27 protein-coding genes are annotated in these 25,011 nt (G+C 70.4%); 15 read left to right on the top strand and 12 right to left on the bottom strand.

Features of this window, described 5'->3' with window-relative positions; genetic code table 11:
- Nucleotides 1-586 precede the first annotated feature (586 nt).
- The 3 genes from Q9G87_RS49150 to Q9G87_RS49140 form a co-directional block, all read right to left on the bottom strand.
- The gene (locus Q9G87_RS49150) at nucleotides 587-1,075 is read right to left on the bottom strand and encodes an Ohr family peroxiredoxin (RefSeq protein ID WP_305923580.1); all 489 of its coding nucleotides are present in this window, start codon (nucleotides 1,073-1,075) and stop codon (nucleotides 587-589) included.
- Between the two features lie 50 nt (nucleotides 1,076-1,125).
- Nucleotides 1,126-1,272 (bottom strand): hypothetical protein, encoded by a 147-nt coding sequence (locus tag Q9G87_RS49145; protein WP_305923579.1) that lies wholly within the window; start codon nucleotides 1,270-1,272, stop codon nucleotides 1,126-1,128.
- Between the two features lie 247 nt (nucleotides 1,273-1,519).
- On the bottom strand, nucleotides 1,520-1,687 hold the full coding sequence (locus Q9G87_RS49140; protein ID WP_305923578.1) for a hypothetical protein: 168 nt from the start codon (nucleotides 1,685-1,687) through the stop codon (nucleotides 1,520-1,522).
- A gap of 132 nt (nucleotides 1,688-1,819) precedes the next feature.
- Between Q9G87_RS49140 and Q9G87_RS49135 the strand changes: the two genes are divergently transcribed.
- The 4 genes from Q9G87_RS49135 to Q9G87_RS49120 all read left to right on the top strand — a co-directional run bounded on the left by Q9G87_RS49135 (nucleotide 1,820) and on the right by Q9G87_RS49120 (nucleotide 4,271).
- Nucleotides 1,820-2,266, top strand: a complete 447-nt coding sequence (locus Q9G87_RS49135; RefSeq protein WP_305923577.1) for a TetR/AcrR family transcriptional regulator C-terminal domain-containing protein — start codon at nucleotides 1,820-1,822, stop codon at nucleotides 2,264-2,266.
- 359 nt (nucleotides 2,267-2,625) lie between these two features.
- Nucleotides 2,626-3,339, top strand: a complete 714-nt coding sequence (locus Q9G87_RS49130; RefSeq protein WP_305923576.1) for an SDR family oxidoreductase — start codon at nucleotides 2,626-2,628, stop codon at nucleotides 3,337-3,339.
- On the top strand, nucleotides 3,321-3,785 hold the full coding sequence (locus Q9G87_RS49125) for a hypothetical protein (RefSeq protein ID WP_305923575.1): 465 nt from the start codon (nucleotides 3,321-3,323) through the stop codon (nucleotides 3,783-3,785). The genes Q9G87_RS49130 and Q9G87_RS49125 overlap by 19 nt, the downstream gene beginning before the upstream one ends.
- Before the next feature lie 321 nt (nucleotides 3,786-4,106).
- Complete coding sequence (locus Q9G87_RS49120) at nucleotides 4,107-4,271, top strand: hypothetical protein (RefSeq protein WP_305923574.1); 165 nt, start codon at nucleotides 4,107-4,109, stop codon at nucleotides 4,269-4,271.
- 38 nt (nucleotides 4,272-4,309) lie between these two features.
- On the opposite strand, the gene Q9G87_RS49115 is transcribed toward Q9G87_RS49120, so the two are convergent.
- From Q9G87_RS49115 to Q9G87_RS61005, 3 genes are all read right to left on the bottom strand, one after another.
- Entirely contained in the window at nucleotides 4,310-4,969 is a 660-nt protein-coding gene (locus tag Q9G87_RS49115) for a M15 family metallopeptidase (protein WP_305923573.1), read from the bottom strand.
- A gap of 48 nt (nucleotides 4,970-5,017) precedes the next feature.
- Nucleotides 5,018-8,020: an AfsR/SARP family transcriptional regulator gene (locus tag Q9G87_RS49110; protein ID WP_305923572.1), complete on the bottom strand. Its 3,003-nt coding sequence runs from the start codon at nucleotides 8,018-8,020 to the stop codon at nucleotides 5,018-5,020.
- A 122-nt stretch (nucleotides 8,021-8,142) separates the two neighbouring features.
- Nucleotides 8,143-8,568 (bottom strand): FG-GAP-like repeat-containing protein, encoded by a 426-nt coding sequence (locus Q9G87_RS61005; protein ID WP_371825937.1) that lies wholly within the window; start codon nucleotides 8,566-8,568, stop codon nucleotides 8,143-8,145.
- Nucleotides 8,569-8,779: 211 nt separating this feature from the next.
- Here Q9G87_RS61005 and Q9G87_RS49100 point away from each other — a divergent pair, with 211 nt between their 5' ends.
- Nucleotides 8,780-9,790, top strand: coding sequence for a LacI family DNA-binding transcriptional regulator (locus Q9G87_RS49100; RefSeq protein WP_305923570.1), 1,011 nt, complete (start codon nucleotides 8,780-8,782; stop codon nucleotides 9,788-9,790).
- Here Q9G87_RS49100 and arfA read toward each other — a convergent pair.
- Nucleotides 9,777-11,267: an arabinosylfuranosidase ArfA gene (gene arfA, locus Q9G87_RS49095; RefSeq protein ID WP_305923569.1), complete on the bottom strand. Its 1,491-nt coding sequence runs from the start codon at nucleotides 11,265-11,267 to the stop codon at nucleotides 9,777-9,779. The genes Q9G87_RS49100 and arfA overlap by 14 nt on opposite strands.
- Before the next feature lie 167 nt (nucleotides 11,268-11,434).
- Between arfA and Q9G87_RS49090 the strand changes: the two genes are divergently transcribed.
- From Q9G87_RS49090 to Q9G87_RS49055, 8 genes are all read left to right on the top strand, one after another.
- The gene (locus Q9G87_RS49090) at nucleotides 11,435-12,766 is read left to right on the top strand and encodes an extracellular solute-binding protein (RefSeq protein ID WP_305923568.1); all 1,332 of its coding nucleotides are present in this window, start codon (nucleotides 11,435-11,437) and stop codon (nucleotides 12,764-12,766) included.
- Nucleotides 12,766-13,689, top strand: a complete 924-nt coding sequence (locus Q9G87_RS49085) for a carbohydrate ABC transporter permease (protein WP_371825941.1) — start codon at nucleotides 12,766-12,768, stop codon at nucleotides 13,687-13,689. Before Q9G87_RS49090 ends, Q9G87_RS49085 begins: the two co-directional genes overlap by 1 nt.
- Nucleotides 13,686-14,519, top strand: a complete 834-nt coding sequence (locus Q9G87_RS49080) for a carbohydrate ABC transporter permease (RefSeq protein WP_305923566.1) — start codon at nucleotides 13,686-13,688, stop codon at nucleotides 14,517-14,519. The genes Q9G87_RS49085 and Q9G87_RS49080 overlap by 4 nt, the downstream gene beginning before the upstream one ends.
- A 187-nt stretch (nucleotides 14,520-14,706) precedes the next feature.
- Nucleotides 14,707-14,928: a hypothetical protein gene (locus Q9G87_RS49075; RefSeq protein ID WP_305923565.1), complete on the top strand. Its 222-nt coding sequence runs from the start codon at nucleotides 14,707-14,709 to the stop codon at nucleotides 14,926-14,928.
- Nucleotides 14,929-15,043: 115 nt separating this feature from the next.
- Nucleotides 15,044-15,889: a sulfotransferase family protein gene (locus tag Q9G87_RS49070; RefSeq protein ID WP_305923564.1), complete on the top strand. Its 846-nt coding sequence runs from the start codon at nucleotides 15,044-15,046 to the stop codon at nucleotides 15,887-15,889.
- Complete coding sequence (locus tag Q9G87_RS49065) at nucleotides 15,886-17,067, top strand: glycosyltransferase family 4 protein (RefSeq protein WP_305923563.1); 1,182 nt, start codon at nucleotides 15,886-15,888, stop codon at nucleotides 17,065-17,067. The genes Q9G87_RS49070 and Q9G87_RS49065 overlap by 4 nt, the downstream gene beginning before the upstream one ends.
- Nucleotides 17,068-17,233: 166 nt before the next feature.
- A complete protein-coding gene (locus tag Q9G87_RS49060; RefSeq protein ID WP_305923562.1) occupies nucleotides 17,234-18,082 on the top strand; it encodes a D-alanyl-D-alanine carboxypeptidase family protein in 849 nt (282 codons plus the stop codon).
- A gap of 123 nt (nucleotides 18,083-18,205) precedes the next feature.
- Nucleotides 18,206-19,267 carry a WD40/YVTN/BNR-like repeat-containing protein gene (locus Q9G87_RS49055; protein ID WP_305923561.1) on the top strand — a complete coding sequence of 354 codons (1,062 nt, stop codon included), beginning with the start codon at nucleotides 18,206-18,208 and terminating at the stop codon, nucleotides 19,265-19,267.
- 52 nt (nucleotides 19,268-19,319) lie between these two features.
- Here the strand turns inward: Q9G87_RS49055 and Q9G87_RS49050 are convergent, their stop codons facing one another.
- Nucleotides 19,320-19,949 (bottom strand): alpha-ketoglutarate-dependent dioxygenase AlkB, encoded by a 630-nt coding sequence (locus Q9G87_RS49050; RefSeq protein ID WP_305923560.1) that lies wholly within the window; start codon nucleotides 19,947-19,949, stop codon nucleotides 19,320-19,322.
- A 171-nt stretch (nucleotides 19,950-20,120) separates the two neighbouring features.
- Here Q9G87_RS49050 and Q9G87_RS49045 point away from each other — a divergent pair, with 171 nt between their 5' ends.
- Nucleotides 20,121-20,888 carry a VOC family protein gene (locus Q9G87_RS49045; protein ID WP_305923559.1) on the top strand — a complete coding sequence of 256 codons (768 nt, stop codon included), beginning with the start codon at nucleotides 20,121-20,123 and terminating at the stop codon, nucleotides 20,886-20,888.
- Nucleotides 20,889-20,938: 50 nt separating this feature from the next.
- Here Q9G87_RS49045 and Q9G87_RS49040 read toward each other — a convergent pair whose 3' ends face one another.
- Nucleotides 20,939-21,901 (bottom strand): hypothetical protein, encoded by a 963-nt coding sequence (locus tag Q9G87_RS49040; RefSeq protein ID WP_305923558.1) that lies wholly within the window; start codon nucleotides 21,899-21,901, stop codon nucleotides 20,939-20,941.
- A gap of 5 nt (nucleotides 21,902-21,906) precedes the next feature.
- Nucleotides 21,907-22,911, bottom strand: coding sequence for a TolB family protein (locus Q9G87_RS49035; protein ID WP_305923557.1), 1,005 nt, complete (start codon nucleotides 22,909-22,911; stop codon nucleotides 21,907-21,909).
- 176 nt (nucleotides 22,912-23,087) lie between these two features.
- On the opposite strand from Q9G87_RS49035, the gene Q9G87_RS49030 reads away from it, so the two are divergent.
- Nucleotides 23,088-23,798 (top strand): hypothetical protein, encoded by a 711-nt coding sequence (locus tag Q9G87_RS49030; protein ID WP_305923556.1) that lies wholly within the window; start codon nucleotides 23,088-23,090, stop codon nucleotides 23,796-23,798.
- A gap of 128 nt (nucleotides 23,799-23,926) precedes the next feature.
- Here Q9G87_RS49030 and Q9G87_RS49025 read toward each other — a convergent pair whose 3' ends face one another.
- Together Q9G87_RS49025 and Q9G87_RS49020 are read right to left on the bottom strand one after the other, a co-directional pair.
- Nucleotides 23,927-24,289, bottom strand: a complete 363-nt coding sequence (locus Q9G87_RS49025; protein ID WP_305923555.1) for a DUF2203 domain-containing protein — start codon at nucleotides 24,287-24,289, stop codon at nucleotides 23,927-23,929.
- A 9-nt stretch (nucleotides 24,290-24,298) separates the two neighbouring features.
- Nucleotides 24,299-24,979 (bottom strand): GntR family transcriptional regulator, encoded by a 681-nt coding sequence (locus tag Q9G87_RS49020; protein WP_305923554.1) that lies wholly within the window; start codon nucleotides 24,977-24,979, stop codon nucleotides 24,299-24,301.
- Between the last annotated feature and the right edge of the window lie 32 nt (nucleotides 24,980-25,011).

Genomic DNA, 25,011 nt, shown 5'->3' with positions numbered 1-25,011 from the left:
CAGGCCCCGCCGCGACACCACACCCGTCACCCGTCTCTACGTCCGAGGCAAGGGCACCCAGCCCGACGGACGTTAAGCATCTCCCGATGACAAACGGTTAAGCATGTCCTGGGACCTCACATTGACACGACCGGCGCTGATGCCCGCACGAAACGCAGAAGGACCAGTTTTCTCATGCCGGGCGATGTAGCACGTTGGGCCGATGGTCGGAACCTTCGGCCCCGGACTGAGGTCATCACCAGCGAGGATGGAAGGGCCGCGTCAGAGCCGGCGGCAAGAGATGAGCGGGCCCGACGTCATGGTGCCCGGGCTATCGTCGGTGGAGGCCGCCGCGAAACGGCCCGAATCTGCTGCCGGGCAAGGCGCCCGTTCCGCTGTGGCATCGTGTGGACTGACAGCCACGCGACACACTGATCAACCTCCTGCTGGTGGCGGGCCGCCCTGACCGCGGCCACCGACGACTGGACGGACGACCGCGATTCTGCTGGTGATCGTGGTCATCGCGAGAGCCCGCGACCCGCCTCGCAACCGGACTCTCCCACTCTCCCGGTCGCGTCATGACCGGGGTTCCTCCTCACTGAGGCGGCTAGGAGGGGGCCAGGGTGATCCTGGCCGGGATGCCCTGGCGGGTCATCTTCGCGTACGGGCACAGCGCGGCGGCATGCGTGAGCAGTGGGGCGGCCGTAGCGGGTTCGACTCCTGGCCAGGTAACGGCGAGGTCGGCGCGTAGCTGGTAGCCGCCGTCGGCGGGGTCGCGGCCGAAGGTCACGGTCGCCTCCACCGTGATCTGGCCAGGGTCGAGGAGGTGCCGGCGGGCCAGCAGGCTGAGGGCGCCGTGGAAGCAGGCGGCGTATCCGGCGGCGAAGAGTTGTTCGGGGTTCGGGCCGGGGTTGTCACCGCCCAATTCCTCAGGCATCCGCAATTCCAAGGCGAGGGCGCCGTCGGCGGAGCGGGCCCTGCCGGTGGCCCGGCCGTGGGCGGAGCTGCCGCCGCCCACGGCGACGCGCGTGACGTAGAGCGGTTTGAACACGGAGCCGTTGTAGTCGTGCTCAGTGGACAGGTTCGGGTCGATCATCGGTACGCCTTTCAGCGGCACACGTGGCGCCTGTGGTGAGGGCAGGCTGGTCATGGGCGGTGCCAGCGCTGCAGCGTGTCGGGGTTCAGCACGATCCACCCTGCGGTGACCTCCGCTCCGGCGACGCTCACGCCGCCGCGCACCCGATAGGCCTCCTGGACGATCAGGTCGGCTGTTTCGGCGCCCGCCTCGGTCATGGCCTGCCTCCCGAGCGTGGAAGGCCGACGTGGCCGCAGGCCGACGAAGTCGTCCGCACTAGGTCCTCTGTTCTCTGGGGGTCGTCGCCGGTTAAGACCAGACAGCCCGTCCTGTTGTGACGTCTTCGGGCAACCGGCCGCTTACGACGCTTCCGGGCAGCTCACAAACGTTCCACCTCTCTCCGTCAACCCGGAGCCGCGCACCGGCAGCTGCCAGGACGTTCTGCACCCAGTCCGAGCGCGATCCCTACACCAGAACGAACAGGTAGCCACCGTCGACGGGATGCGCATCGAGCGGCGTGCGGTACGTCGCGCCAGAAATGCGCCCGACGTGAATCAGCACCGGCCACCTCCCGCCCGCGATCGCGCGAGGGTTGAACAGCCTCTTGTTCACGTGCCCCCACCACCTCGGCATCGGCATCTCCTTCTCCCGCCCCGCGGGGCGCGTCGTAGGTCAGCCGTTGGCCACCGGCTGATGCCCGGACTTACACGAGTAAGGCGGCTTACGCACGCAAGATAGGTCGCGGATCGCGGCGGCGTGGAGGCGATGTCGCTCTACCACCACGTACCGAACAAGGACGCGATCCGTGCGCGCGCTTCCTCTGCACGTGCGGTCTTGGCGCAGCACACCTGGGCTCTCGGGCTCATAGACTCCCGTCGCAACCCCGGGCCGGCGACGCTACGCCATCACGACGCCATCCTCGGCGTCCTCCGGGAGGCGGGATTCACGCTGCCGATGGCCGCGCACGCTGTCTCGCTCATCGACAGCTACATCGCCGGGTTCGTCCTCCAGGAGGCGAACCTGCCGATGACGACGGCGGACGATGTCGAGGAAGTGGCCGGCGGCATCCTCGAGCACCTGCCGGCGGACGAGTTGCCGTACCTCACCGAGATGATCGTCGACCACGTCCTGCGGCCAGGCTACGACCACACGAGCGAGTTCAGCTACGGCCTGGACCTGATTCTGGATGCGCTCGAAGCTCGCCGGAGGTAGAGCCCCGACACCGCGAGATGTCGTCATACCGATCCTGTGACTTGGATCGGTCAATGGCGCGATTCTGGGATCGCCATTTGGCGTACCCAGGGATCGCGGCTCAGGTCGTCGCGGAGTTCGCCGGGCACAAGGTGGCCGGGCTGCCGTCTTCGCGCCGGAGACGGTGACCACCGATCACGGGTCGCCGTTCAAAGAACCACGCCCCGGCGGACGCGCAACGGTTCTGGGCTGCCACATCCTGCCCGTTCACGCGCTGCGCCCAACCGACAAGCAGGCGGTCGAGCGGGTGCGATCGGCTGTCACATTCGGCCCCTCGTCCTTGTCTTGTTTACCGAGTCGACGAGAAAGGGTGGGACGCAATGAGGATGGCGGTGGCCGGGGGAACCGGCTGGGTCGGCAAGCTGGTGGTTGAGCGGGCGCGCGAGCAGGGCCACGAGGTCGTGGTGATGGCCCGGTCGGGCGGCGTCGACCTGATAACGGGGGCCGGCCTCGACGACGCGCTGCGCGGTGTGGACGTCGTGATCGACGTGGCGAACGTGACGACGCTCAGCCGCAAGGCGTCGGTGGCGTTCTTCGAGACCGAGACACGCAACCTGCTGGCGGCGGAGGAGCGGGCGGGCGTACGTCACCATGTGGTCCTGTCGATCGTCGGGGTCGACCGGGTCGACTCGGGCTACTACATCGGCAAGCGCCGCCAGGAGGAGCTGGCGCTGGCCGGCCCGATCCCGGTGACGCTGCTGCGGGTGACGCAGTTCCACGAGTTCGCGGCGCAGATGCTCGACAAGGTGCCTGGCCCGGTGAAGGTGGCGCCGTTGATGGTGAGCCGGCCGGTCGCCGCCTCCGAGGTCGCCGCCGAGCTCGTACGCCTGGCCGAAGGCCCCGCCCAGGGCCGGGCGACCGAGCTGGCCGGCCCCGAGGTGCTGACGATGGCATCGATGATGCGCCGCCTGGCCAAAGGCAAACTGGTGCTGACGGTGCCCGTCGGCAAGGCGATGGCGAACGGTGGCGTGCTGCCGGCCGGCGACTTCCGCAGCGGGAAGATCACCTTCGAGCAGTGGGCGGCGTCGCGATGACCGTGGCGGCCAAGCGCTGGATGGCCGGGGTGCTGGCGGTGGCGGCGGCATACCAGGGGGTGTGGGCGGCGGCGTTCCCGCTGTCGTTCTACAACGACTTCCCGGCGCCGGGGCTCCATTGGGTGGCGGCGCTCGGCCCGTACAACGAGCATCTGGCCGTCGACGTGGGGGCGCTCAACCTGGCGCTGCTGGTGCTGAGCGTGTGGGCGCTGCGCCGGCCGACCCGGGAGTCCCTGGCGGTGACCGGGGGCGCATGGTTGATCTACAACGCGATCCACTTCCTGTGGCACATGCTGCACCTGCACGTCTTCCCGATCATCGACAAGATCAGTGTGGTGGTGATATTGGGTGGCCTCCTGATCCTTTCGATCCTCATGGTGCTGCCCGTCAAGGAGACCAAACCCGGTTCTTCTGGACGCCTCGGCGAGGTCGCTGGGCGGGGCTGACCTCAGACTAAAACTTGATCCACGGCTCAGGACGTCCGAACGGCCACCAGGCCGCCGACCAGCCGGTCCTCGCGGACCACCGCGTCCACCCGGGACAGCGCGTCGTCCAGGCTCGCCGGGGCCTGGTGCAGGCGCAGGGCCGGCGCCGACCAGCAGCAGGCATGTGACTTGCATCGCTCGATGTCGCATGTTCTGCATCGCTTCGTGTCGTTTCGATCTACTGCGTCCTTTGCAGCTCGGAATGGCACCACTCCCCCGGCGATGCAGTTGACCGCGCCGTGCGCCCGCCCCCCATCTCGGCCGGCGCGCGGGGATTCCGCGGTGCCCACACGGTCCGACGCCCTCGCCATCCCCTTCCTCATCGTCGCCGAGTCCAGCCTGTTCGATTCCTCCCGCGTACCCGGTGGCGCGCACGTGCTGTGGGTGTACGGCCACGTAACCCCAGGGGTGGCGCGACGACCTGACCGAGGCGAGCGCGCGCAATGATCGTCGCGTCGCTTGACGCCGCCCGGAGGAAGGCGCGCTCAAGGGGCGGGGCTCGGGGTCATGGTGTAACAGGCGTAGCGGGCGCCGGTGATCAGGGCCCAGTAGCGGTCGCCGTAGGACCAGTGCCACCACTCGGTGGGGTAGTTGACGAAGCCGGCGGAGGCCATGGCGGTCGCCAGGATGTCGCGGTTGCGGCGGGCTTCAGCGGAGATGCCCGGGTAGGCGGTGTAGCACGCGTCGGTGTCCTCCGGAGGGGTGGCGTTGACCTGCGTCCCCATGGGCAACTCCATGCCGGCGGCGGTGCACAGGGTCAGGTCGACGGCGCCTCCGGTGACGTGCGGGGCCACCTGCGGCGGGGAGACGTAACGGCTGGCCTCCACATAGACCTGCCTGTCGTCCCAGCCGGGGTTGGCTGCCCGGTGTCTGGCCACGGACGCGGCGAAATACTTCTCCTGGAGGGAAACCGGGCGGAATCCTTCCACCACCAGCAGCCGGAGCGCGCGGGGCAGACGTGCCTGGGCGGCGATCAGGCGGTCGGCCACGCTCAGCCGTACGCGCGCGAAGGCCCCTTCCGGGTCGGCCAGGCGCTCGTCCACCCGGAGTGCCGGCAGGGTGCGCAGATCCACCAGGGCTTCACCGCACTCCTTCACCGGCACCTCGGCGATCCGCGGGTCGGACAGGAGCACGATGTCGGGCATGGAGACCTCCGTGGGTGACAGGGAGGCTTCATGATGCATCCACCCGCTTCAAAAGCGCTGTAATCCCTCTCCACCGAGCTCGCGATACTCCCGCGCCTCGTGCAGCCGGAAGATCTCCAGCGCCTCCGCCCTGGCCATCGCGGCGGCGGTATCGTCGCCGAGTGCCTCGTGCACCTGGGCCAGGTCGCGCAGGGTGCGCGCGCGAGACAGGGCGGCGCGCAGCGTTCCCCAGAGCGCCATTGATTCCTCCAGGCGGCTCTTGGCCTGGTAAAGCCGCCCCTCGGCCAAGTCCAGCTCGCCGAGCGTGCGCAGCGTCCACGCCTCGCCCCAGCGGTCGTTGAGCATGCGCGTCACCGGGAGGACCTCCGCCAGTGCGCGGCCCGCCGCGTCGAACTGGCGCAGCCGTACCTGGGTCTTGGCCAGGGCGCACAGGCCGTACGCCTCCATCAGCCTGTCGCCCAGCTCGCGGAAGATCTCCAGCGCCCGCTCGCACAGCTCCTGCGACTCCGCCAGCTCACCGCGCGCTCGGTGGTAGAGGGACATGGTGCGCAGGGTCAGTCCTTCCCCGCGGCGGCTGCCCGCGTCCTGGTACAACGACAGTGCCGAGGTCAGCTCGCTCCAGGCGTCCGGGTAGTCGCCGCGCTCCAGGTGGACGCTGCCGGCCAGCCGCCTGACGTGCGCGAGGGCCTCCGGGTCGGCGAGGTCGCTCCACAGCCGGCTCGCCCGCTCCAGGAAGTGCAGGGCCTCGGGCAGGTATCCCTGCTCACGGCAGGAGGCGCCGAGGGCGGCGAGCGTGGCGGCCTCGCCTCTGGTGTCCTGCGCGGCGCGGAACAGCGACAGCGCCTGGCTGAGGTAGTCGCGGGACTCGGCGAAGTGGTCGCGCTCGTAGTACAGGCGGCCGAGTCCCGCGAGCAGGATCGCCTCGCCCAGGGTGTTGTCCATGCGCCGGGCGACGGCGAGGGCGGCCTCGTGCGTGCGGTGCCATGCCGCGAAGGGGTTGTCGAAGACGTACCGGCTGCCTTCGAGGGCCGTGGAGCACAGTGTGGCGGCCAGCTCGACGGCGATGTCGTCGAGGTCCATCGCCGCCGCCAGCTCCACGGCGACGATGAGCGTCTCCTCCTCCCCACGCAGCCAGGCGTGCGGGTCGGCGAGTGCCCCGTGCAGCACCTGCGGGTCCAGCGGCCGCGCGAGATCCGGGGAGGTGCGGTGCACGGGGACTCCGTTGGGTACGGCTTCGCCGAGCCGTTCGATGAGCCACAGCCACCCGCCGAGCACTCGGCGCACCACCGCCGTGCGTTCTGGCGCCGGCTCCTCCTCGTAGGCACGCTCCCGGGCGAACAGCCGGATCAGGTCGTGCAGCCGGTAGCGGTTCTCCACGACGGTGGCGAGGGAGGCGTCGACGAGGTGCTCCAGCACCCGCTCTGCTTCGTCCAGGCCGGTCTCCGCGGCGGCCGCCGCCACCCACACCGGGGTGTACGGCAGGCCAAGCAGGCCCAGGCGGCGCAGCGCGGTCCTGGCCTCGGATGACAGGAGGTTGTAGCTGAGGGCGATGGTGGCTCGTACCTCCTGGTCCCCGACGGCCAGTTCGTCGAGCCTGCGCTGCTCGTCGGCCAGGCGGTCGGCCAGGCGTGCCACTGACCACTGGCGGCGCGAGGCCAGCCTTGATCCCGCGATGCGCAGCGCGAGTGGCAGGCCGCTGCACTGCCGTACGACCCGCTGTGCGGCGTCCGGGTCGGCGGCGATCCGCTCCGCGCCGGTGATCTGCCCCAGGAGGTGCAGCGCATCCTGGTCAGGCAGCAGGCCGAGTTCGAGCACCGTGACGCCGGCCAGGCCGGTGAGCCGGTTGCGAGAGGTGACGATCACCCCGCAGCCGGGGGCGCCTGGCAGCAGCGGCCGGACCTGGCTCTCGGTCGCGGCGTCCTCCAGCACGACCAGCTCGCGCCGGCCGGCCAGCAGCGTGCGGTAGCGGGCGGCGCGCTCTTCCATGGTGCCGGGCGGTGAGACGCCGGGCTCCAGCTCCCGCAGCAGCCGGCCGAGGACTTCCAGCGGGGTGGCGGGCGCCTCGCTGGTGCCGCGCAGCTCGACGTGCAGCTGACCGTCGGGGTAGAAACGCGCGACTTCGTGTGCGGCGCGCAGAGCGAGTGCCGACTTGCCGACGCCGCCCGGTCCGAAGATCACGCAGACCGGCGTGGAGTCCGGCCTGGTGAGCCGGTCGCACAAGGCGGCGAGCTCGTCCTCTCGGGCGGTGAAGTCGGGCAGCGACGAGGGTAACTGCCGGGGAGGTACGCCTGTCGCCGCACCTGCGAGAAGAGCGGTGTCCGACCGCAGGATGGCCTCGTGTGCCTGCCGCAGCTCCGGCCCCGGCTCGATGCCCAGTTCGTCGATCAGCGCCAGCCGGCCCTGCTGGTAGACGGCCAGCGCGTCCGCCTGGCGGCCGGCCCGGTAGAGCACGACCATGAGGTCGCGGCGCAGCCGCTCCCTGACCGGATGTGCCGCGACCAGCTCGGTCAGCTCGTCGATCAGGCCCTCACCGCCGCCCGTCGCCAGATCGGCCGCGATCCGCTCCTCCAGTACGGCGAGCCGTACTTCCTCCAGTCTGGCGGCCTCGGCGCTCAGGTAGGTGTCGCCGAGCCCGCCCAGGGCCGGGCCCCGCCACAGCGCCAGCGCCGCGCGGAAGGCCTCCCCCGCCTCGCGGTGGCTCTCCTCGCGCGCGGCTCGCCGTCCCTGGCTCACGAGCCGTTCGAACACGTTCTTGTCCAGCGCGTCCGGGGGGATCTCGGCGGTGTATCCCACCTGGTGGGAGACGATGATTCCCGGCCGGCCCACGCTCTCGAAGGCCCTGCGCAGCGAGGCGACGTAGGTGTGGAGCACGCCTCGGGCGGTCTGCGGCGGGTCGTCCCGCCAGATCGCCTCCATCAGCCGCTCGACGGTGACCGCCCGTCCGGCGTCGAGGAGCAGGGCGGCGAGCAAGGCTCGCGGCTTGCGTCCCCCGAGGGCAAGCTGCCGCCCGTCGCACCACACCTCAATCGGACCCAGGAGGCGTAACTCCATCGGTACTCCCAAAGGCATCGCCGATCCCGGGGGCGACTCTAGAGATCGCCGGTATGTCGCCGGTATGTCGGCGAAAAGGAAGGACCCCGGGATCGCTCCCGGGGTCCTTGGGTGGGGAGATGTCAGACGTACGGGGCCCAGCCAGGGCCGATCTCGATGGCGTTGCCGAAGCCGTTGCTCCCCTTGCCGTTCCAGAGGTAGAGAGTGCCGTTGTTGACGGCGGCGATGTCGCCGTGACCGTCGCGGTTGACATCGCCCAGCGACATCAGCGAGCTCGCGTACGGCGCCCACCCGGGGCCGATCGCGATCGCAGCGGAGAAGTTGTTGGCACCCTTGCCGTTCCAGATGTGCAGCGTGCTGCCGTCCTTGACAGCCGCCAGGTCACCGATGCCGTCACCGTCGAAGTCACCACCGACCGGCTTACTGAACGACCCCCAGCCAGGCCCGATCTCCACCGCGTTGCCGAAGCCGTTGCTGCCGTTGCCGTTCCAGACGTACAGCGTCCCGTTGCCGACCGCGGCGATATCGTCCCGACCGTCCCCGTTCACGTCACCCACCGACGTCAACGTGCCGGCATACGGCCCCCAGCCGGGCCCGAGCGCGACGGCGCCGCCGAAGCTGTTGCCCCCCTTGCCGTTCCAGACGTGCAGCGTGCTGCCGTCCGCGACCGGTATGAGCTCGGCGGCAGTCCACGGGCAAATATGATCGCGCGCTCGCCCCTTCGGCCTGTTAGCGTTACCGCCAAGGGGGTGAGCCGCGGTGAAATCCAGGGACGGCAGGCCTGCGGTGCTGGTGGACGTGGCCGTTCTCGCCGGCGTTTCCACGATGACCGTCTCGCGCGTGCTCAACGCGCCCGAACGGGTCAGGGCCGAGACGCGGGCCCGCGTGCTGGCCGCCGTCAAGGAGCTCGACTACCGGCCCAACCAGGCCGCCCGCCAGCTCGTCACCGGCCGCTCCGGCGTGCTCGGCGTGGTCAGCATCGACACCACGCTCTACGGCCCCGCCTCGACGCTCTACTGCATCGAGCAGGCCGCCAGGCACGCCGGCTACAACGTCAGCATCGCCAGCCTGAGCTCGCTCAACCGCAGGTCGATGGAGGAAGGCGTGCAGCGGCTGCGCGCCCAGGCGGTCGACGGCGTCATCATCGTGGCGCCGCACGAGTCGGCGGCCGACGGCCTGCGCCACCTGCCGCCCGAGATGCCGGTGGTCGCGGTGGACGCGGGCGACGACATCCCCGTACCGGTCGCCAAGGTGGACCAGAGGGCCGGCGCCGCCCGCGTGACCAGGCACCTGCTCAGCCTCGGCCACGAGACGGTCTGGCACGTGGCGGGACCGGCCGACTGGCTCGACGCCAACGACCGCATCGCGGGCTGGCGCGGCGTGCTGGAAGCCGCAGACCGGCCGGTGCCCGAGATCCTGCGCGGCGACTGGAGTGCGCGCTCCGGCTACCAACTCGGCCGCGACCTCGTCCGGAACGCCGAGGTCACCGCCGTGTTCGTGGCCAACGACCAGATGGCGCTCGGCGTGCTGCGCGCGTTGCGGGAGGCGGGGCGGCGCGTCCCCGAGGACGTGAGCGTTGCCGGGTTCGACGACATCCCCGAGGCCGCTTACTTCTGGCCGCCGCTGACGACCGTGCGGCAGGACTTCCAGGAGGTCGGCCGGCACGCCTTCCACATGTTGCTGGACCGGATGGCGGGCGCCGAGCCCGACGCCCGCCGGCTGGTGGAGCCCGAGCTCATCGTCCGCGAGAGCACCGCTAGCCGATCCTGATCACGTTCCAGGAGACCGGGGGCAGCAGGACGCGCATCGGGTCGTGCTCGACGTCCGGGTTCGGCCGGGGCGCGACGCGGTCCGGGTCGTCGGCCGTGTTGCGGGCGTAGACGTCGGCGTCCGTCAGCGTGGTGGCCTCGATGATCCGTTTGCCGCCGAGGGCCCGCGCGTCGATCTCCAGGGACAGCGGCCCGTCGGTGGAGCGGTTGACCGCGAACACCGTCGTGCCCTCGGCGGAGTGCGTGGCCACGGCGTGCAGCAGCGGCACCTCGCCGAACTCGGCCGTCTCGTACGTCGGCGACACCGGCTCGATCCGCAGCACGTCGCCCGCCGCGAGCCTGGACGCCTGCGCGAACGGGTGGAACGTGGTCTGCTTCCACGCCCGCCCGCCGGGCTCGGTCATGATCGGCGCGATCACGTTCACCAGTTGCGCCAGCGAGGCGGCGGTCACCCGGTCGCTGTTACGCAGCAGCGTGATGAGCAGGCCGCCGAACGCGACCGCGTCGGCCAGGTGGTAGTGGTCCTCCAGCAGCGGCGGCGCGACCGGCCAGTCGGCGGGGGGCTCGGCGTTCTGGAAGCGCGACAGGTACCAGACGTTCCACTCGTCGAACGAAATGTTGATCTTCTTGCGGGACTTTAGTTTCGCGCCGACGTGGTCGGCGGTGGCCACGACCGAGCGGATGAAGTACTCCATGTTGGTCGAGCAGGCCAGGAAGCTGCCGAGGTCGCCGTCCTTCTCCTCGTAGTAGGCGTGGCAGGAGATGTAGTCCACCAGGTCGTAGGTCTCCTCCAGCACCTCGGCCTCCCAGGCGCCGAAGGTCGGCATGGATGAGCTGGAGCTGCCGCAGGCCACCAGCTCCAGGTCCCGCTCCACCATGCGCATGGCGCGGGCGGTCTCGGCGGCGAGCCTGCCGTACTCGCGGGCCGTCTTGTGCCCGGTCTGCCAGGGGCCGTCCATCTCGTTGCCCAGGCACCACATCCTGATGCCGTGCGGCTCCTTGGCACCGTTGGCGGCACGCAGGTCGGACAGCGCGGTGCCGGACGGGTGGTTGCAGTATTCCAGCAGGTCGAGCGCCGCCTCGATGCCGCGGGTGCCGAGGTTGATCGCCATCATCGGCTCGACGCCGGCCTTGCGGCACCAGCGCGCGAACTCATCGACGCCGACCTCGTTCGTCTCGGTGCTGTGCCAGGCCAGGTCGAGCCGGCGCGGACGCTGCTCCTTCGGCCCGATGCCGTCCTCCCACCGGTAGCCGGAGACGAAGTTGCCGCCCGGGTAGCGGACCGTGGAGACGCCCAGCTCCCTGGTCAGGTCCAGCACGTCGCGGCGGAAGCCGTCCTCGTCGGCCGTCGGGTGCCCCGGCTCGTAGATGCCGGTGTAGACGCAGCGCCCGAGGTGCTCGACGAACGTGCCGAACGTACGCCGGCGGACCGGAGCGACCTTGAACGCGGGATCGATCGTGAGCTGGGCCTGATGCACGAAGGTGGCTCCTGTTTCGCGGGCGTTACTTCGCTCAGAATTGTTAGCGTTATCAGCACGGCTGGTCAAGGTCGTGCGATCACGAAAACGGGTTGCGATCAAAGCCTTGACATCCTTCTTGTTACCGCTAACACTCCGGTTAACCCCGACGAAACATCGAGGCAACCGTGCAAGATCCCCCCAAAGTCACCCGCCGGAGCCTCCTCGGCGGCAGCTTGGCGCTGGCCGGCGCCGCGGCCGCCGGATGCGCCATCCCGGTAGGGCTCGGCTCCGCTCAGACCCACGTCCAGTACTGGCACTTCCTCGGTGCGAGCGACGGCATCATCATGAACCAGATGGTCACGGCGTTCGCCAAGGACAACCCGAACATCTTCGTCGAAGAGAACGTGCTCGCCTGGGGCGAGCCCTATTACACCAAGATCGCCATGGCCGGTTCCGGCGGGCGGTCGCCCGACCTGGCCACCTTCCACCTGGCCCGGCTGGCCGGGATCGGCGCCGGCGCCATCCTCGACCCCATCAACGTGAAACTGCTGGAGGAGGCCGGCCTGCGCGCCGCCGACTTCAGCCCGCCCATCTGGGAACGCGCCCACCTCGACGGTGTGCTGTATGCGATCCCGCTCGACGCCCACCCGATGGTGCTGTACTACAACACCGACATCTGCGGCAAGGCGGGACTGCTCGGCTCGGACGGCAAGCTCCTGCCCACCCGCAACCAGGACGAGCTGCTGGCCATGCTCCGCAAGGCCAAGGAGGCGCTGGGCGGCAAACCGCCGCTGGTCTTCGACGCGCTCGGCCTGGGCACCGTGGGTCCCTGGCGGGTGTGGTATTCGCTCTATGCGCAGAGCGGCGGCACCCTGCTGGCGGACGACGGCGTCACGATCACCATCGACGACCAGAAGGCGCTGCAGGCGCTGCGGCTCATGGCGCAGCTCGGCCAGGAAGGGCTGTGCGACCCGCGCACCGACTACGGCGCCTCCGTGGCCAGCTTCACCAACGGCCAGTCGGCCTTCCTGTGGAACGGCGACTGGGAGACCACCGGGCTCAAGGAACGCAAGACGCCGTTCAGCATGACCCGCTTCCCGAGCGTCTTCGGCACGGGCGCGGCGCAGGCCGACTGCCACGCGTTCGTCCTGCCGCACCAGCGCTTCCGCGATCCCGAGGTCGAGCGGGCCACCTACCGCTTCATCGCCTACCTCGTCAAGAACAGCGCCGACTGGGCGGTCGCCGGGCACGTGCCCGCGTACCTGCCCGCTCTGGAGGAGCCCGACTACCTCGCGCTGCAGCCCCAGTCGGAGTACCGCTCCGTCATCACCGAGGTCGCGCTCGATCCCCAGGTGTGGTTCACCGGGTCGGCGTCGCGGATGTGGATCGAGTTCGGGGAGGCGTTCTCCCCGGTGATCGGCGGTGAACGCACGCCGGAAGATGGCCTGGCCGCGGCCAAGGCCTCGCTGAACCGGCTCCTGTCGGCCCCGAACCCCTTCCCCGACCAGGAGCGATGATGACCACCACCGTCGCCGCCCCCGCCGCCGCCACCCCTGCCGCCACCGAGGCCAAGGTCCGGCGCAGCTGGACCCAGCACGGGTTGCTGTTCGTCGCGCCCTTCCTGCTCATCTACGTGGCCTTCCTGGTCTGGCCGACCGTGCAGGGCCTGCGGATGAGCATGTCGAGCGTCAACATCGCCGGCACCAACGACAACCTCGTCGGGTTCGACAACTACGCCGAGGCGTTCGCCGACCCGCGCATGTGGCGCTCGCTCTGGAACACGGTGGTCTTCACCGTGCTGAGCACGGTCCCGCTGGTCCTGCTCGGTCTCGGGTTCGCGTTGCTGGTGCACCATCTGCGTTTCGTGCAGTGGCTCTGGCGGCTGTCGTTCTTCGGGCCGTTCCTGCTGCCGTCGGCCGTGGTGTCGATCCTCTGGCTGCAGATGATCTATCCGCCCGACTACGGCCTGATCAACGGCACGCTCGGCACCGAGTTCACCTGGCTGACCGACCCGTCGACCGCCATGTTCTCGGTGGTGCTGACCACGGTCTGGTGGACGGTCGGCTTCAACTTCCTGCTCTACCTGGCCGCCCTGCAGTCCATCCCCCAGCACCTGTACGAGGCCGCCGCCATCGACGGCGCCTCCGCCTGGGACAAGATGCGCTCCATCACGCTGCCGCTGCTCGGCCGCACGACCGCGTTGATCATCGTGCTGCAGCTGCTGGCCTCGTTGAAGGTCTTCGACCAGATCTACCTCATGACCGGCGGCGGGCCCGAGGACTCCACCAGGCCGATCATCGAGTACGCCTACGACATGGGCTTCACCGGTTACCGCATCGGTTACGCCTCGGCCGTGTCGTACATCCTGTTCGCCATCATCGTCATCGTCTCCCTGGCACAGCTGCGGCTGTTCCGCAAGCGCGCGGAGGGCTCGTCATGACCAAGCGGTTCAGCATCAGCCAGCTCATCCTGCTGGTGGTGGCGCTGGCGCTGGCGATCATCTGGCTGGCGCCCATCGCCTGGGCCGTCGCCGTCTCGCTCAAGCCCGAGTCCGAGACCACGAAGATCCCACTGGAGTGGATCGGCAGCGCGATCACCCTGGACTCCTACCAGCTGGTCCTGGGCACCGGCGGCATCGTCAAGTGGGCGATCAACTCCACGGTCACGGCCGTGATCACCACGTTCCTGACCGTGTTGTTCTCCGCGATGGCGGCCTACGGGTTCGCGCGGACGCAGTTCCGCGGCCAGCGGGTGCTGCTGGCGGTCATCCTGGCCGGGATCATGGTGCCGCCGCAGGTGCTGATCGCGCCGTTGTTCGCGGAGATGGTCGCGCTCGGGCTGGTCGACACCTGGTGGGCGATCATCCTGCCGCAGGTGGCCGCGCCGCTGATCGTGTACGTCCTGTACAAGTTCTTCCAGGACGTGCCGCCAGAGCTGGAGCAGGCCGCGTTCGTGGACGGGGCGGGGCGCTGGCGGGTGTTCTTCACGATCGTGCTGCCGCTGTCGCGGCCCGTGCTGGCCGCGGTGTCGATCTTCACGTTCATCACCACGTGGAACAACTTCCTGTGGCCGTTCCTGGTCTCCACCGACCCGAACACGATGACGCTGCCGGTGGGGCTGGCGAACGTCGTGCAGGGCACCTTCGGCCTGCGGTACGCGCAGATCATGGCGTCCGTCGTGCTGGCCGGGCTGCCGCTGCTCGTGGTGTTCGTGCTGTTCCAGCGGCAGATCGTCCGCGGCGTCGCGCACACCGGCCTGGCCGGGCAGTGACGTCCGTCAGCGATCTCGCCGCGGTGGGCGCACGCCGTTGAGCAACGTCCCGTCCGGGCCCGCGCTCCGGGGTGGGACGTTCCTCGAGCAGCTCCACCTGGGCCGGCGCGTCGCCGCGCGCGACCGTGCAGGTGGCGGACATCAACCCACCGGCGCGCGAGGAACGGCGACACCGTGACGCGGCGGCGTGCGCGCGCAACGTACGGCCGGCGGGCAGGTCGCGGACCACGCCGTCGGGGAACAGCGCGTTGGGCAGCTCGTGGTGCACGGCGTCCGGGTGGAAGAAGAGGTGGGCGCTCTCTCCCCGGGACACCGCCTCGTGGTAGCGGACGGCGAGGTCCACGTTGGGGTGCTGCTGGAGGTGACACCGGCCCCACCGTGGGCGAACTGGCCCCCAAGCTGGGCGTGACACAACAGGGGGCGTCCAAGTCCGTGGCCGAGAGGCGAGGTAAGACCACCGCGCTGACCGCGGAACTGAATTCTTGCCAGGCAATTGCCAGGAAGTGACGGTAGTCTCGCTCGGCATGAACTGGCAGCGCAAGGTGAACAAAGCGCTGGTCAGGTTCACCGGATTCCAGATCGAACGGGCCGGGAAAGAGCCGTCGGCCCCTCCCGTTCCCGACGTCCGACCGCCCGCGGATCCGCTGACCGACCGGCTGCTCGAAGCCCCCGTGTTCCTCCTGTCCCCCGTGCGGTCCGGCTCGACGCTCCTGCGGTCGATACTGAACGCCCACTCGGCGCTGCACGCTCCTCATGAGTTGCACGTACGACGCCTGAAGGTGAGTTTCGAGACGAGCCTGGCGTCGAAGGCGATGGCGGCGCTCGGCCACAACCAGGCCGATCTGGAGCATCTGCTGTGGGACCGCGTCCTGCACCGGGAGCTGGTCCGCAGCGGCAAACAGCACGTCGTGGACAAGACACCCGCGAATGCCTTCGTCTACCAGCGCATCGCGACGTGCTGGCCTGACGCCCGCTTCATCTTCCTGCTGCGCCACCCCGCCTCGATCGCCACGTCCTGGCACGAGGCCAGCCCCGACAAGCGCACTCCCGACGAGGCGGCGCTGGACGCGCTGCGGTACATGAAGGCCGTGCAGCGGGCCAGGAAGGCACTGCCCGGCCTGACGGTCAAGTACGAGGAGCTCAGCGCCGAGCCGGAGCGCGTCACCCGGGAGATCTGCGCGTTCCTGGGCCTGGAGTGGGAGCCGGAGATGCTCTCCTACGGCAAGCAGAGCGTGATCCAGAAAGGGCTCGGCGACTGGCGCGACAAGATCCGATCCGGCACCGTGCAGCCCGCCCGCGAACTGCCCGCCGAGCACGAGATCCCGGACGCGCTCAAGCCGATTTCCCGTACCTGGGGGTACATCTCGTGAAGATCCGCTATCTCATGCTGCACGCGTACGGCATGGGCGGCACCATTCGCACGATCGTCAACCAAGCGAACGCGATGGCCGCGGCGGGACACGAGGTGGAGCTGGTCAGCGTGGTACGCCGGCGCGACAGGCCGCGGTTCGCCCTGGACCCGCGGATCACGATCACCACGCTGGTGGACCAGCGTGGCGGGCGCCGGCCCGACTCCATCGGGCGCAGGGCCTGGCGCCGGGTACGCGGCAAGGTCGTGCCACGGGGCGAGTTCGCGGCCGACTACTTCACCGAGCGGGTGGAATGGGCGGCCATGGACTACTGCGCCAAGCTGCGCGACGGCATCCTGGTCACCACCCGGCCGGCGCTGAACCTGATCTCCGCCCGCCGTACCCCCAAGAGCGTCATCAGGGTCGCCCAGGAGCACATGAACCTGTCGGCCTACCCCGACACCATCCGCAGGGAGATCGCCCGCCACTACGGGCGGCTCGACGCGATCACCGTGCTGACGGGGACGAACCGGCTCGAATACCAGCGGCTGCTCCCCGCGACGCCGATCGTGCAGATCCCGAACGCCGTGCACAGGGTCGATCAGACACGTTCCCGTCAGGCCAATCCCGTCGTGGTCGCGGCCGGCCGGCTGGTGCCGCAGAAGGGGTTCGACCTGCTCATAGCGGCCTTCGCCCAAGTGGTGGCCGAGCATCCGGACTGGCGGCTGCGCATCTTCGGCACCGGGCCGCGCAAGAGCCAGCTGAGCGGGCTCGTCGAGCAGTACGGGCTGCGCGAGCACGTGGCGCTGCCCGGGCGTACCGACCGGCTGGAACGGGAGCTGACCGAGGCCTCCGTATACGCGCTGAGCTCGCGGTTCGAGGGACTGCCCATGGTGATGATCGAGGCCATGACGCACGCGCTGCCGGTGGTGGCGTTCGACTGCCCGACCGGGCCGCGGGACGTGCTGAGCGACGGCGTGGACGGGGTGCTGGTGCCGCCCCGGGACGTGGACGCGCTGGCCGGGGCACTGAAGCGAGTCGTCGCGGATCGTCAGCTGCGGGTGCGGATGGGGAAAGAGGCGGCGAAAACGTCTCGGGCGTACGCGCCGGAACTCGTGATGCCTTTGTGGGAGGATTTGTTCTCTGAGCTGATGCAGGGCGAGCGCGTGACGGACAGTTTCTGGAGCGGCAGCAGGTAGAGCCCGGGTTCTTTAGACATTTCCCAAAAGATCTACCCATCGGAATCCGCGGCGCTATCGGCCTTCTTGGGCGTTTTATCCCTTAATTTCGCTTATATCGGCAAAAGCACCCTCAAGAGCGGTGCAGTCTAGGTCAATGCGTACCCAGAAAGCCATCCTGGCTGCCTTGGCAGGCATTTTTGCCCTGGTCACAGGGCTCGCCGCGCCCGCACACGCGAGCGCGTCGCCGCTCCTTCCCGTCACCGCCATCGACGCTCCCACGGTGCACGGCCGCGCCGCCTACCTGCTCGACGCCTCATCCGGCGAGGTGTTGTTCGAGGACAACAGCGCCGAGCGCATGCCGATCGCCAGCCTTACCAAGACGATGACGGCCTATGTCGTGCTGAAGACCGCCAAGCCGACGGACGTGGTCGAGATCGCTCCCGCCGACGTCGCCTACGCCGAGGACGGCGGCGGCACCACCGCGGACCTGCGCGCCGGCGACCGCCTCACGGTGGACGAGCTCCTGTACGGCGTGATGCTGCCCTCCGGAGCCGACGCCGCGCACGCCCTGGCCCGCACCTACGGCCCCGGCGTCGGCGGCTTCGTCGCCAAGATGAACGCGACCGCCCGCGAGCTCGGCATGACCGACACCCGGTACGTCAACGCCGACGGCCTCCCCATGCCGGGCGGCGACGGCTACTCCACCGCGCGCGACCAGGCCCTGCTGGCCGCCAAGGCGCTGGAGCTCCCCATGATCAGGGAAACGGCCGGCACCCGGTACCACTCGCTCGACGCCACCGATGAGCACCGCTCCTACAGCTGGCGCAACACCAACCGGCTCCTGCGGACGACGCCGGACGCGATCGGGCTGAAGACCGGGTTCACCCGGGCGGCCGGGTTCTGCCTGGCGTTCGCGAGTGAGCAGGACGGGCGGCGCCTGGTGGGCGTGCTGCTCGGGGAGTCCGACTCCAGCCGCCGCTTCGCCACGGCCGAGGAGTTGCTGACCTGGGGCGCGAGCCGCCAGTCCGCCTGACGCCCGGCGAGCCGGCCGTCCGGCGCCGGGCGGCCGGCCGCGTGGCACGAGGCGTGGTAGATCAGCCAACTGGATCCATCAGCCCCATGGACGGTGTTGATCTTTTGGTTTAGTTTGCCCGACATGAGGCTTCGAATCGCGTTGAGCGCGCTGTCAGCGACCCTCGTCCTCGCGGCGGCGGCCCCGATCCCCGCCCAGGCCGGCCCGCCACGGCTCGGCTGGGAGCTCAAGGAGACCGGGGTGACCGCGCGCCTGCGCGGCCTGTCGCCCGTCAGCCGCGACGTGGTCTGGGCCTCCGGCTCGGGCGGCACGGTGCTGAGGACCGTGGACGGCGGCCGGACGTGGCAGAACGTGTCGCCGCCCGACACCGCCGCCCTGCAGTTCCGCGATATCGAGGCGTTCGACGCGCGCCGGGCCGTGGCGCTGTCCATCGGCGAGGGCACGGACTCGCGGGTCTACCGTACGGAGGACGGCGGACAGACCTGGACGGAGACGTTCAGGAACGACGAGCCTCGGGCGTTCTACGACTGCCTGGCGTTCTTCGATCCCCGGCACGGGCTGGCCATGAGCGACCCCGTGGACGGCAGGTTCCGGATCCTGGCCACGGAGGACGGCGGGCGGAGCTGGCGGGTGCTGCCTTCTGACGGCATGCCGGAGGCGCTGCCGGGCGAGGCCGGGTTCGCGGCCAGCGGGCAGTGCCTGGTCACGGCCGGCGGCCGGGACGTGTGGCTGGCCGGCGGCGGGGCCGAGCGGGCGCGGGTGTTCCACTCGGGAGATCGAGGACGTACGTGGACGGTCGCCGACACGCCGATCCCCGCCGGAGACCCCGCGCGGGGCGTGTTCGCGCTGGCCTTCCGGGACCGGCACCGCGGCATCGCGGTCGGCGGCGACTTCCGGCCGGACCAGCAGTCACCCAGCGCGGGAGCGGTGACCAGGGACGGCGGCGCCACCTGGCAGCCCGCCGCCGCGCCGCCCCCGGCGTACCGGTCGGGGGTGACGTGGCTGCCGTACCCGCCGTTTGCCGCTGTCGCGGTGGGTCCGTCCGGCAGTGATGTGACGTATTCGGGCGGGCGAAGCTGGGAGACCTTCGACGGTGGGTCGTTCGACACGGTGTCGTGCGCGCGGGACGGGGCTTGCTGGGCGTCGGGCGAACAGGGCCGCGTCGCCGAGCTGACCCTGCAGTAGCCCGCCCGCCGAGCCTGCGCGGGCGCGGTGCCGCGGGCGGCGCCCGCGGAGGTCAGCGGACGCCGCGGGGACGGAACTGGATGCTGATGCGCGGCCCCGTGGGGCGGGTCGTCTTCGGGATGGCGTGCTCCCACGTGCGTTGGCAGCTGCCGCCCATCACGATCAGATCCCCGTGGCCGAGGTCACGCCGGATCGAGGGGCCGCCGCCACGCGGACGGAGCAGGAGGGGCCTGGGGCAGCCGACCGAGACGATCGCCACCATCGTGTCCTCGGTGCTCCCCCGGCCGATGGTGTCCCCGTGCCAGGCCACGCTGTCACGGCCGTCCCGGTAGAAGCAGAGCCCGGCCGTGCGGAACGGCTCCCCGAGCTCCTCGCCGTAATGCGCGTTCAACGCGCGCCGGGCGTCGTCGAGCACCGGGTCCGGCAGGGTCTCGTCCTCGTCGTAGAACTTCAGCAGCCGGGGCACGTCCACCACCCGGTCGTACATCCGCCGCCGCTCGGCCCGCCACGGCACCACCTCGGCGAGCCGCTCGAACAACGTGTCGGCACCCGACAGCCAGCCCGGCCGCAGATCGATCCAGGCGCCGTGGGCGAGCTGCGTCCTGCGGACGGCGGCGCCGAGCGGCCCGACGCCGAGCTCTTCGTCCAGACCCAGCAGAGATGCTTGGAACGCGGCTGTCATAGTGCCGAGTGTAGGCCATGGTTCAAACACATATTCGATAGTATGAGAAGGTCGCTTTCGCCGGCGCGTCGTGCCAGGCTGGCAGGCGCCGGACACGAGTGGCGTCGCCCTCAGACCGCGCCGTGAGGTGAGGAGGCCACCCACCGCTTCGTCACGCGAAGGACCAACGCCATGCTCACTACCCACTACCTGCCGGGCACCCCCTGCTGGATCGACGTCAACAGCTCCGACGTCGACCGTTGCGCGGCCTTCTACACCGGGCTGTTCGGCTGGCAGACGATCACGCTCGGGCCCGAGCACAGGGACTACCGCCTCTGCCAGGTCGACGGCAGGACGGTCGCCGGGATCAGCCACGCCACCGAGGACAACCCGGCTGCGGCCTGGCTGACGTACTTCCGGACCCCCGACGCCGACACCGCCGCCAAGACGATCGAGCAGGCGGGCGGCACGGTGGTCGCGCCGCCGCGCGACATCGAGGGGCAGGGCCGGATGGCCGTGTTCGCGGATCCGGCGGGGGCCAGGTTCGCCGTGTGGCAGCCGGGCGAGACCAAGGGGCTCGGGATGGTCACGGAGCCGGGTTCGCTCGCCTGGGTGGAGCTCTACGTTCCCGACCTCGCCGCCGCGCGCTCCTTCTACCAGGCCGTCTTCGGCTGGTCCATCCGCGATATGCCGATGGGCGACCTGTCCTACCCCGTGATCTCCCCCGCCGGGGGCGGCGAGGAGACGTCCATGGCCGGGCTCGCCCAGCTGGAGCCGGGCGACAACCCGCACTGGCTGCCCTACTTCGAGGTGCCGGACTGCGACGCCACGGTGGCCATGGCGCAGCAGCTCGGCGGCACGGTGCGGGCTCCGTCGATGAGCGTGGAGGACGTCGGGCGCATGGCGTTCCTGACCGACCCGCACGGCGCCCGTTTCGCGGTCATCACCAGCTCGGCGTGAACGGCGTGGCCGCCGGCTTCAGGTGAGCGAGGAGCCGGTCGGCGCGTGGGTCAGCCGCCGCACGCCGCGAACACGAAGGTGTCCTTCAGCACCGTGTAGCGGTCCCTGATCGTGGCCGCGCCGGTCCGGGTGTCGATCTGGACGATCGTCACCTTGGTGGAGTTCGACAGGTGGCGGGTCAGGTGGAGGGTCACCTGGGTGTCCCCCGTCCAGTCGATCATGTCGAGGTCGCCGACCGGCAGCTTGATCTTCTTGCGATCGGTGACCTGGTCGGACTCCAGGTCGTACAGCACCAGCTCCGGCTTGTCCCCCTGCACGAGGTTCGCCACGGTACGCCCGTCGGCGGCCAGCGCCTGCGGCCCGTTCGCCGCGACGACCTGCGGCGGCGTGGCGCGATGCAGCCGCTCGCCCGCGTCGCTGTAGACGATCAGGTCGGTGACGGATTCGTCGTCCTCGAAGGTGGCGAGGAGCTCGTCGCCGTCGGCGCTGAAGCCCTGCAGGCCCAGGTCGGACGGCAGAGTGCCGAGCCGGTCGCCGGTGGCGGTGTCGAAGACGAGGGTGGCGCGGGGCTTGTTGCTGAAGACGGCGGCCAGCCGGCCGCCGTCGTCGGAGAGCACCAGCGTCATCTCGTTCTGGCCGACCCGCGGCAGCGCGTCCTTGGGCAGCAGTGTGACGCCGCCGCCAAGCGTCCGCAAGGCGAGCCTGCCGGTCTTGGTGAAGTACGCGACCCGCTGCCCGTTCCCGCTGACCGCGATGGGAGCCGGGAAGTCGCGGGTGGGCCTGCCCTTGGCGTCGAGGGCGACCCCTTGCGCGTCGCGCAGCGTCATCTGCTCGCCGCTGTGCATGACGAGCCGCCAGCCGCCACACGGCCGGGGCTGCTCGTCCTTGTCCGCGCAGCTCTTGATGGAGGCGTACCTGATGCTGTCGTGGTGCGGATCGGCGTGCGCCACCGCCGGGGCCGCCGCCAGGGCGGCGAGCGTGATGGCGAGCGTCGCGAAGATCTTGGTTCTCATGTGGGTCACTCCCCCGCGGCGAAGTAGGCGTGCCTGGTCTTGCTGATCGTGTACGTGTCGGCCTGCGTGGCCTCCCGGGACTGCGGGTCGACGGTGAGCACCCGTATCACCGCCGGTTGCCCGTCCTCGCCACTCTGCACGACCACGTTGAGCCGCCCGTCCGCGCTCCACCACGGACCGTACGGCAGCGCGCCGGGACGGACGGGCAGGTCGGCGGCGGCCGAGAGATCCCCGGTCTCCAGGTCGTAGATCCGCACCCTGGGCGGCCGCTTGGTGTGCGTGTCACCCGTCGTGAACGTCGCCACGGTCTTGCCGTCAGGGGCCAGCGCGTGCGCGAGGGCGTTCGCGACCACCTGGGGAGGCGTGCTCGTGATCGGGGCGCCGCCGTCGAGGCGGTAGGCGTACATGGCCGTGGTGTTGTCGCGCTGGAGGCGGGTGGCCAGCACCTCGTCGCCGTCGCCGCTGAAGCCGAGAATCATGTCCGCGGCGGGCAGCGTGGTGATCTTGCCGGTGGCGACCGTGATGACCTTGGTGGGCAGATGGGTGGGATCGTCCAGATAGTCGATCAGCACCTTGTCCCCCGCGGGTGACAACTCGACGCCGATCTCGTCGGTGCCGACGCCCTTGGGCACCGCCGACTTGGGCAGCACCGTCGCCGGGCCGCCGGCGGCCGCGCGGACGACCAGGCGGTGGTCGCCGGCGCGTTCGTAGGCGAGCACCCGCCCGTCCCCGCTGATCGCGAACGTGCCGGACTCGCGGACGTCCTCGCCCGCAGCGTCGATCGTGGTGATGGCGGCGTCGCGGACGGTCGTCTGCTTGCCGTCGCGCCACAGCAGCCGCCAGTGGCCGCAGGGGAAGGAGTCGCCCTCCTTCTTGTCGTAGCAGGACTTGACCCAGGCGGCGCGGGCCACCGGGGGCGCGGTCCGCGCGTGGGCGGCGCCGGGTACGAGTCCCAGCCCGCCGAGGACGGCCGCCGCCAGGAGCGCGGCGGTCGCTGAGGGATGCCTCATGGCTGTGATCCTTTCGTTCACCCGTTTAGACCCGCACGTGCCGTGGCCGGTTCGTCACGGATCGGCCACAGCTGTCCGTCGAACGCGCGCTCGCGGGCCTCTTGACCGTCGCCCTCATCCATGTCTAGATCAGAAGGTTGATCGTTCCCGAGCGGAGGATTCGGCATGGCGTCGGCATGGGCTCACCGATCGTGACCACCGCGGGCCTGGACGTGGCCCCGGAGCCCGGGTGGTCCCAGGACGCGCCCGGTGAGCGGGGCTCGCGGCGGGCGCGTGCGGTGCGGATCTCCACAGTGTTCGCCGGGCTGCTCCATCTGGCCATGGCCGCCGTGCTGGCGGGGATTCCCGGGAGCTCGCCCACGCTGGACCGCGTGCCGGTGCCCGAGGGGTACACGACGGCTCCGCCGCCGGCCGCGCTCAGCGCCCGCCCCGCGGCGTCGCCGGTCCTCCCCACGCCGGACACCGCCGCGCCCACCGCTCTGCCTGTCAGCGGCGCGACGCCTGCCGACGGTCGCGGGCGTACGCCGCCGGGCGGCGTTCCCACGGGCACGGTTCGACCGACGCCAGGTCGGGGGGCGCCGGTGGCGGTCGGCGCGACCGCGCGGGGGAGCAAGACCGCTGCGCACCCCGGCGAATCTGTTGCTACGCGGCCCGGCAAGACGGTCGCGCCGGCCAAGGCGACGCCGGCCAGGGGACCGACACCTGCCAAGACCCCGCCCAGCCCGCCCGGAAAGCCCTCTGCCACACCTGCCGATGCCCGGCCCACACCTCCTGGACCGACCGGGGAACCGCCGGGACGGGCCGGCGGCGCAGAAGGGGACCTGGCCGGGACGGACGTCCGGGCCGGCCAGGAGCCGGACATCCCGCCCGGCCAGGCGAAGAAGTGACCCCCGGGGCCGTCGGCGCGGATGATCGCATCGCGGGCCGGGCTCGAACCGGTCGGCGTTGAACGAGACATCGATGCCGCCGGCCCGCGCGGCCACCGCGCCGACCGCGTCCTCGTCCAGCGTGAACGCTAAGGGAGCGGACGGCGGCCGGCGAAGCCCAGGTCCGTACGGTGGTACCAGGCGAGCTCCCGCTCCCCCTCGATCCAGCACAGGCGCACCGACACCTCATCGAGCACCGCGGGGAAGTCGACCAGCACCGGCGCGATGCCCTTGACCTCGATCCCCAAGCCGGTCCACCCGCTGAGGATCTCCTCGATGCGGGCCTCGAGCGCCTTCATCTCGGGAATGCCGCCGAGCTCGGAGCCGCCTCTGGCCTGCCGGTCGAAGGTGATCTCGGCGAGGTCGGCGCGGGCGGCGATCACCACGCGGGCGTCCTCGATCACACCGGGCAGCAGGGCGCGGGCCTCGTCGACGGTGAAGATCCGGTCCATGCGGAAACGTTAGCGGTTCGGCTCGTAGGCGTGGACGAGCAGCTCTTGCGCGTGGTCCAGATAGTCGTCCAGATAGGCCGCGGCCTCCTCCGGCTTGCCGGCCTCGATCAGCTCGAGCAGCGTGCGGTTGCGGTCGACGAACGGCTCGTGGAAGGCCCGCGGGTTCTCCATCACGTGGAAGACCAGGCGCAGCTCGGCCAGCAGCTGGCGCATGAGCTCATCGATCCTCGGGCTGTCGTTGAGCGACACGAGCGCCTGGTGGAAGCGGATGTTGGCGGTGCCGACCCCCAGCCAGTCATCCTTGGCGGCGGCCCGCTCGGCGTCCCGCATGGCCTCTCTGACCACGGTCAGCGCCCGCGGCGGCGCCGGACGGCGCACCGCCGCGCCCTCCAGCACGCGGCGCACCCGGTAGAGGTCGAGCACGTCCTCGACGGACGGCAGGCGCACGAACACGCCCCTGTTGAGCTTGTGGTCGAGCAGCCGCTCGTGCCCGAGCAGCCGGAACGCCTCCCGCAGCGTGTTGCGTGACACGCCGAGCCCTTCGGAGATGGCCTCCTCCGACAACCGCTGGCCGGGGCGGAAGAAACCCTCGCTGATGCGGTCGCGCAGGATGTCGGCCACCCGCTCGGCCGTGCTGCTGCGTCCCAGCCGGGGCCGGTCCTGGGAGAGATCAGCGACGACGTCATCCACATTTAACAGGGAATCATGGAGCAAACCTCTTG

This window comes from Nonomuraea turcica, assembly GCF_030718205.1.
Classification (GTDB): Bacteria; Actinomycetota; Actinomycetes; order Streptosporangiales; family Streptosporangiaceae; genus Nonomuraea.
The sequence above is the reverse complement of the archived record's forward strand: the minus strand, read 5'-3'. Positions and strand labels throughout refer to the sequence as shown.

Excerpts from the sequence above, each read along its gene's own strand:
- Q9G87_RS49150 (WP_305923580.1), bottom strand. The coding sequence starts at position 1,075 with ATGATCGACCCGAACCTGTCCACTGAGCACGACTACAACGGCTCCGTG.
- Q9G87_RS49145 (WP_305923579.1), bottom strand. The coding sequence starts at position 1,272 with ATGACCGAGGCGGGCGCCGAAACAGCCGACCTGATCGTCCAGGAGGCC.
- Q9G87_RS49140 (WP_305923578.1), bottom strand. The coding sequence starts at position 1,687 with ATGCCGAGGTGGTGGGGGCACGTGAACAAGAGGCTGTTCAACCCTCGC.
- Q9G87_RS49135 (WP_305923577.1), top strand. The coding sequence starts at position 1,820 with ATGTCGCTCTACCACCACGTACCGAACAAGGACGCGATCCGTGCGCGC.
- Q9G87_RS49130 (WP_305923576.1), top strand. The coding sequence starts at position 2,626 with ATGAGGATGGCGGTGGCCGGGGGAACCGGCTGGGTCGGCAAGCTGGTG.
- Q9G87_RS49115 (WP_305923573.1), bottom strand. The coding sequence starts at position 4,969 with ATGCCCGACATCGTGCTCCTGTCCGACCCGCGGATCGCCGAGGTGCCG.
- Q9G87_RS49110 (WP_305923572.1), bottom strand. The coding sequence starts at position 8,020 with ATGGAGTTACGCCTCCTGGGTCCGATTGAGGTGTGGTGCGACGGGCGG.
- Q9G87_RS49085 (WP_371825941.1), top strand. The coding sequence starts at position 12,766 with ATGACCACCACCGTCGCCGCCCCCGCCGCCGCCACCCCTGCCGCCACC.
- Q9G87_RS49080 (WP_305923566.1), top strand. The coding sequence starts at position 13,686 with ATGACCAAGCGGTTCAGCATCAGCCAGCTCATCCTGCTGGTGGTGGCG.
- Q9G87_RS49070 (WP_305923564.1), top strand. The coding sequence starts at position 15,044 with ATGAACTGGCAGCGCAAGGTGAACAAAGCGCTGGTCAGGTTCACCGGA.
- Q9G87_RS49055 (WP_305923561.1), top strand. The coding sequence starts at position 18,206 with ATGAGGCTTCGAATCGCGTTGAGCGCGCTGTCAGCGACCCTCGTCCTC.
- Q9G87_RS49050 (WP_305923560.1), bottom strand. The coding sequence starts at position 19,949 with ATGACAGCCGCGTTCCAAGCATCTCTGCTGGGTCTGGACGAAGAGCTC.
- Q9G87_RS49045 (WP_305923559.1), top strand. The coding sequence starts at position 20,121 with ATGCTCACTACCCACTACCTGCCGGGCACCCCCTGCTGGATCGACGTC.
- Q9G87_RS49040 (WP_305923558.1), bottom strand. The coding sequence starts at position 21,901 with ATGAGAACCAAGATCTTCGCGACGCTCGCCATCACGCTCGCCGCCCTG.
- Q9G87_RS49035 (WP_305923557.1), bottom strand. The coding sequence starts at position 22,911 with ATGAGGCATCCCTCAGCGACCGCCGCGCTCCTGGCGGCGGCCGTCCTC.
- Q9G87_RS49030 (WP_305923556.1), top strand. The coding sequence starts at position 23,088 with ATGGGCTCACCGATCGTGACCACCGCGGGCCTGGACGTGGCCCCGGAG.
- Q9G87_RS49025 (WP_305923555.1), bottom strand. The coding sequence starts at position 24,289 with ATGGACCGGATCTTCACCGTCGACGAGGCCCGCGCCCTGCTGCCCGGT.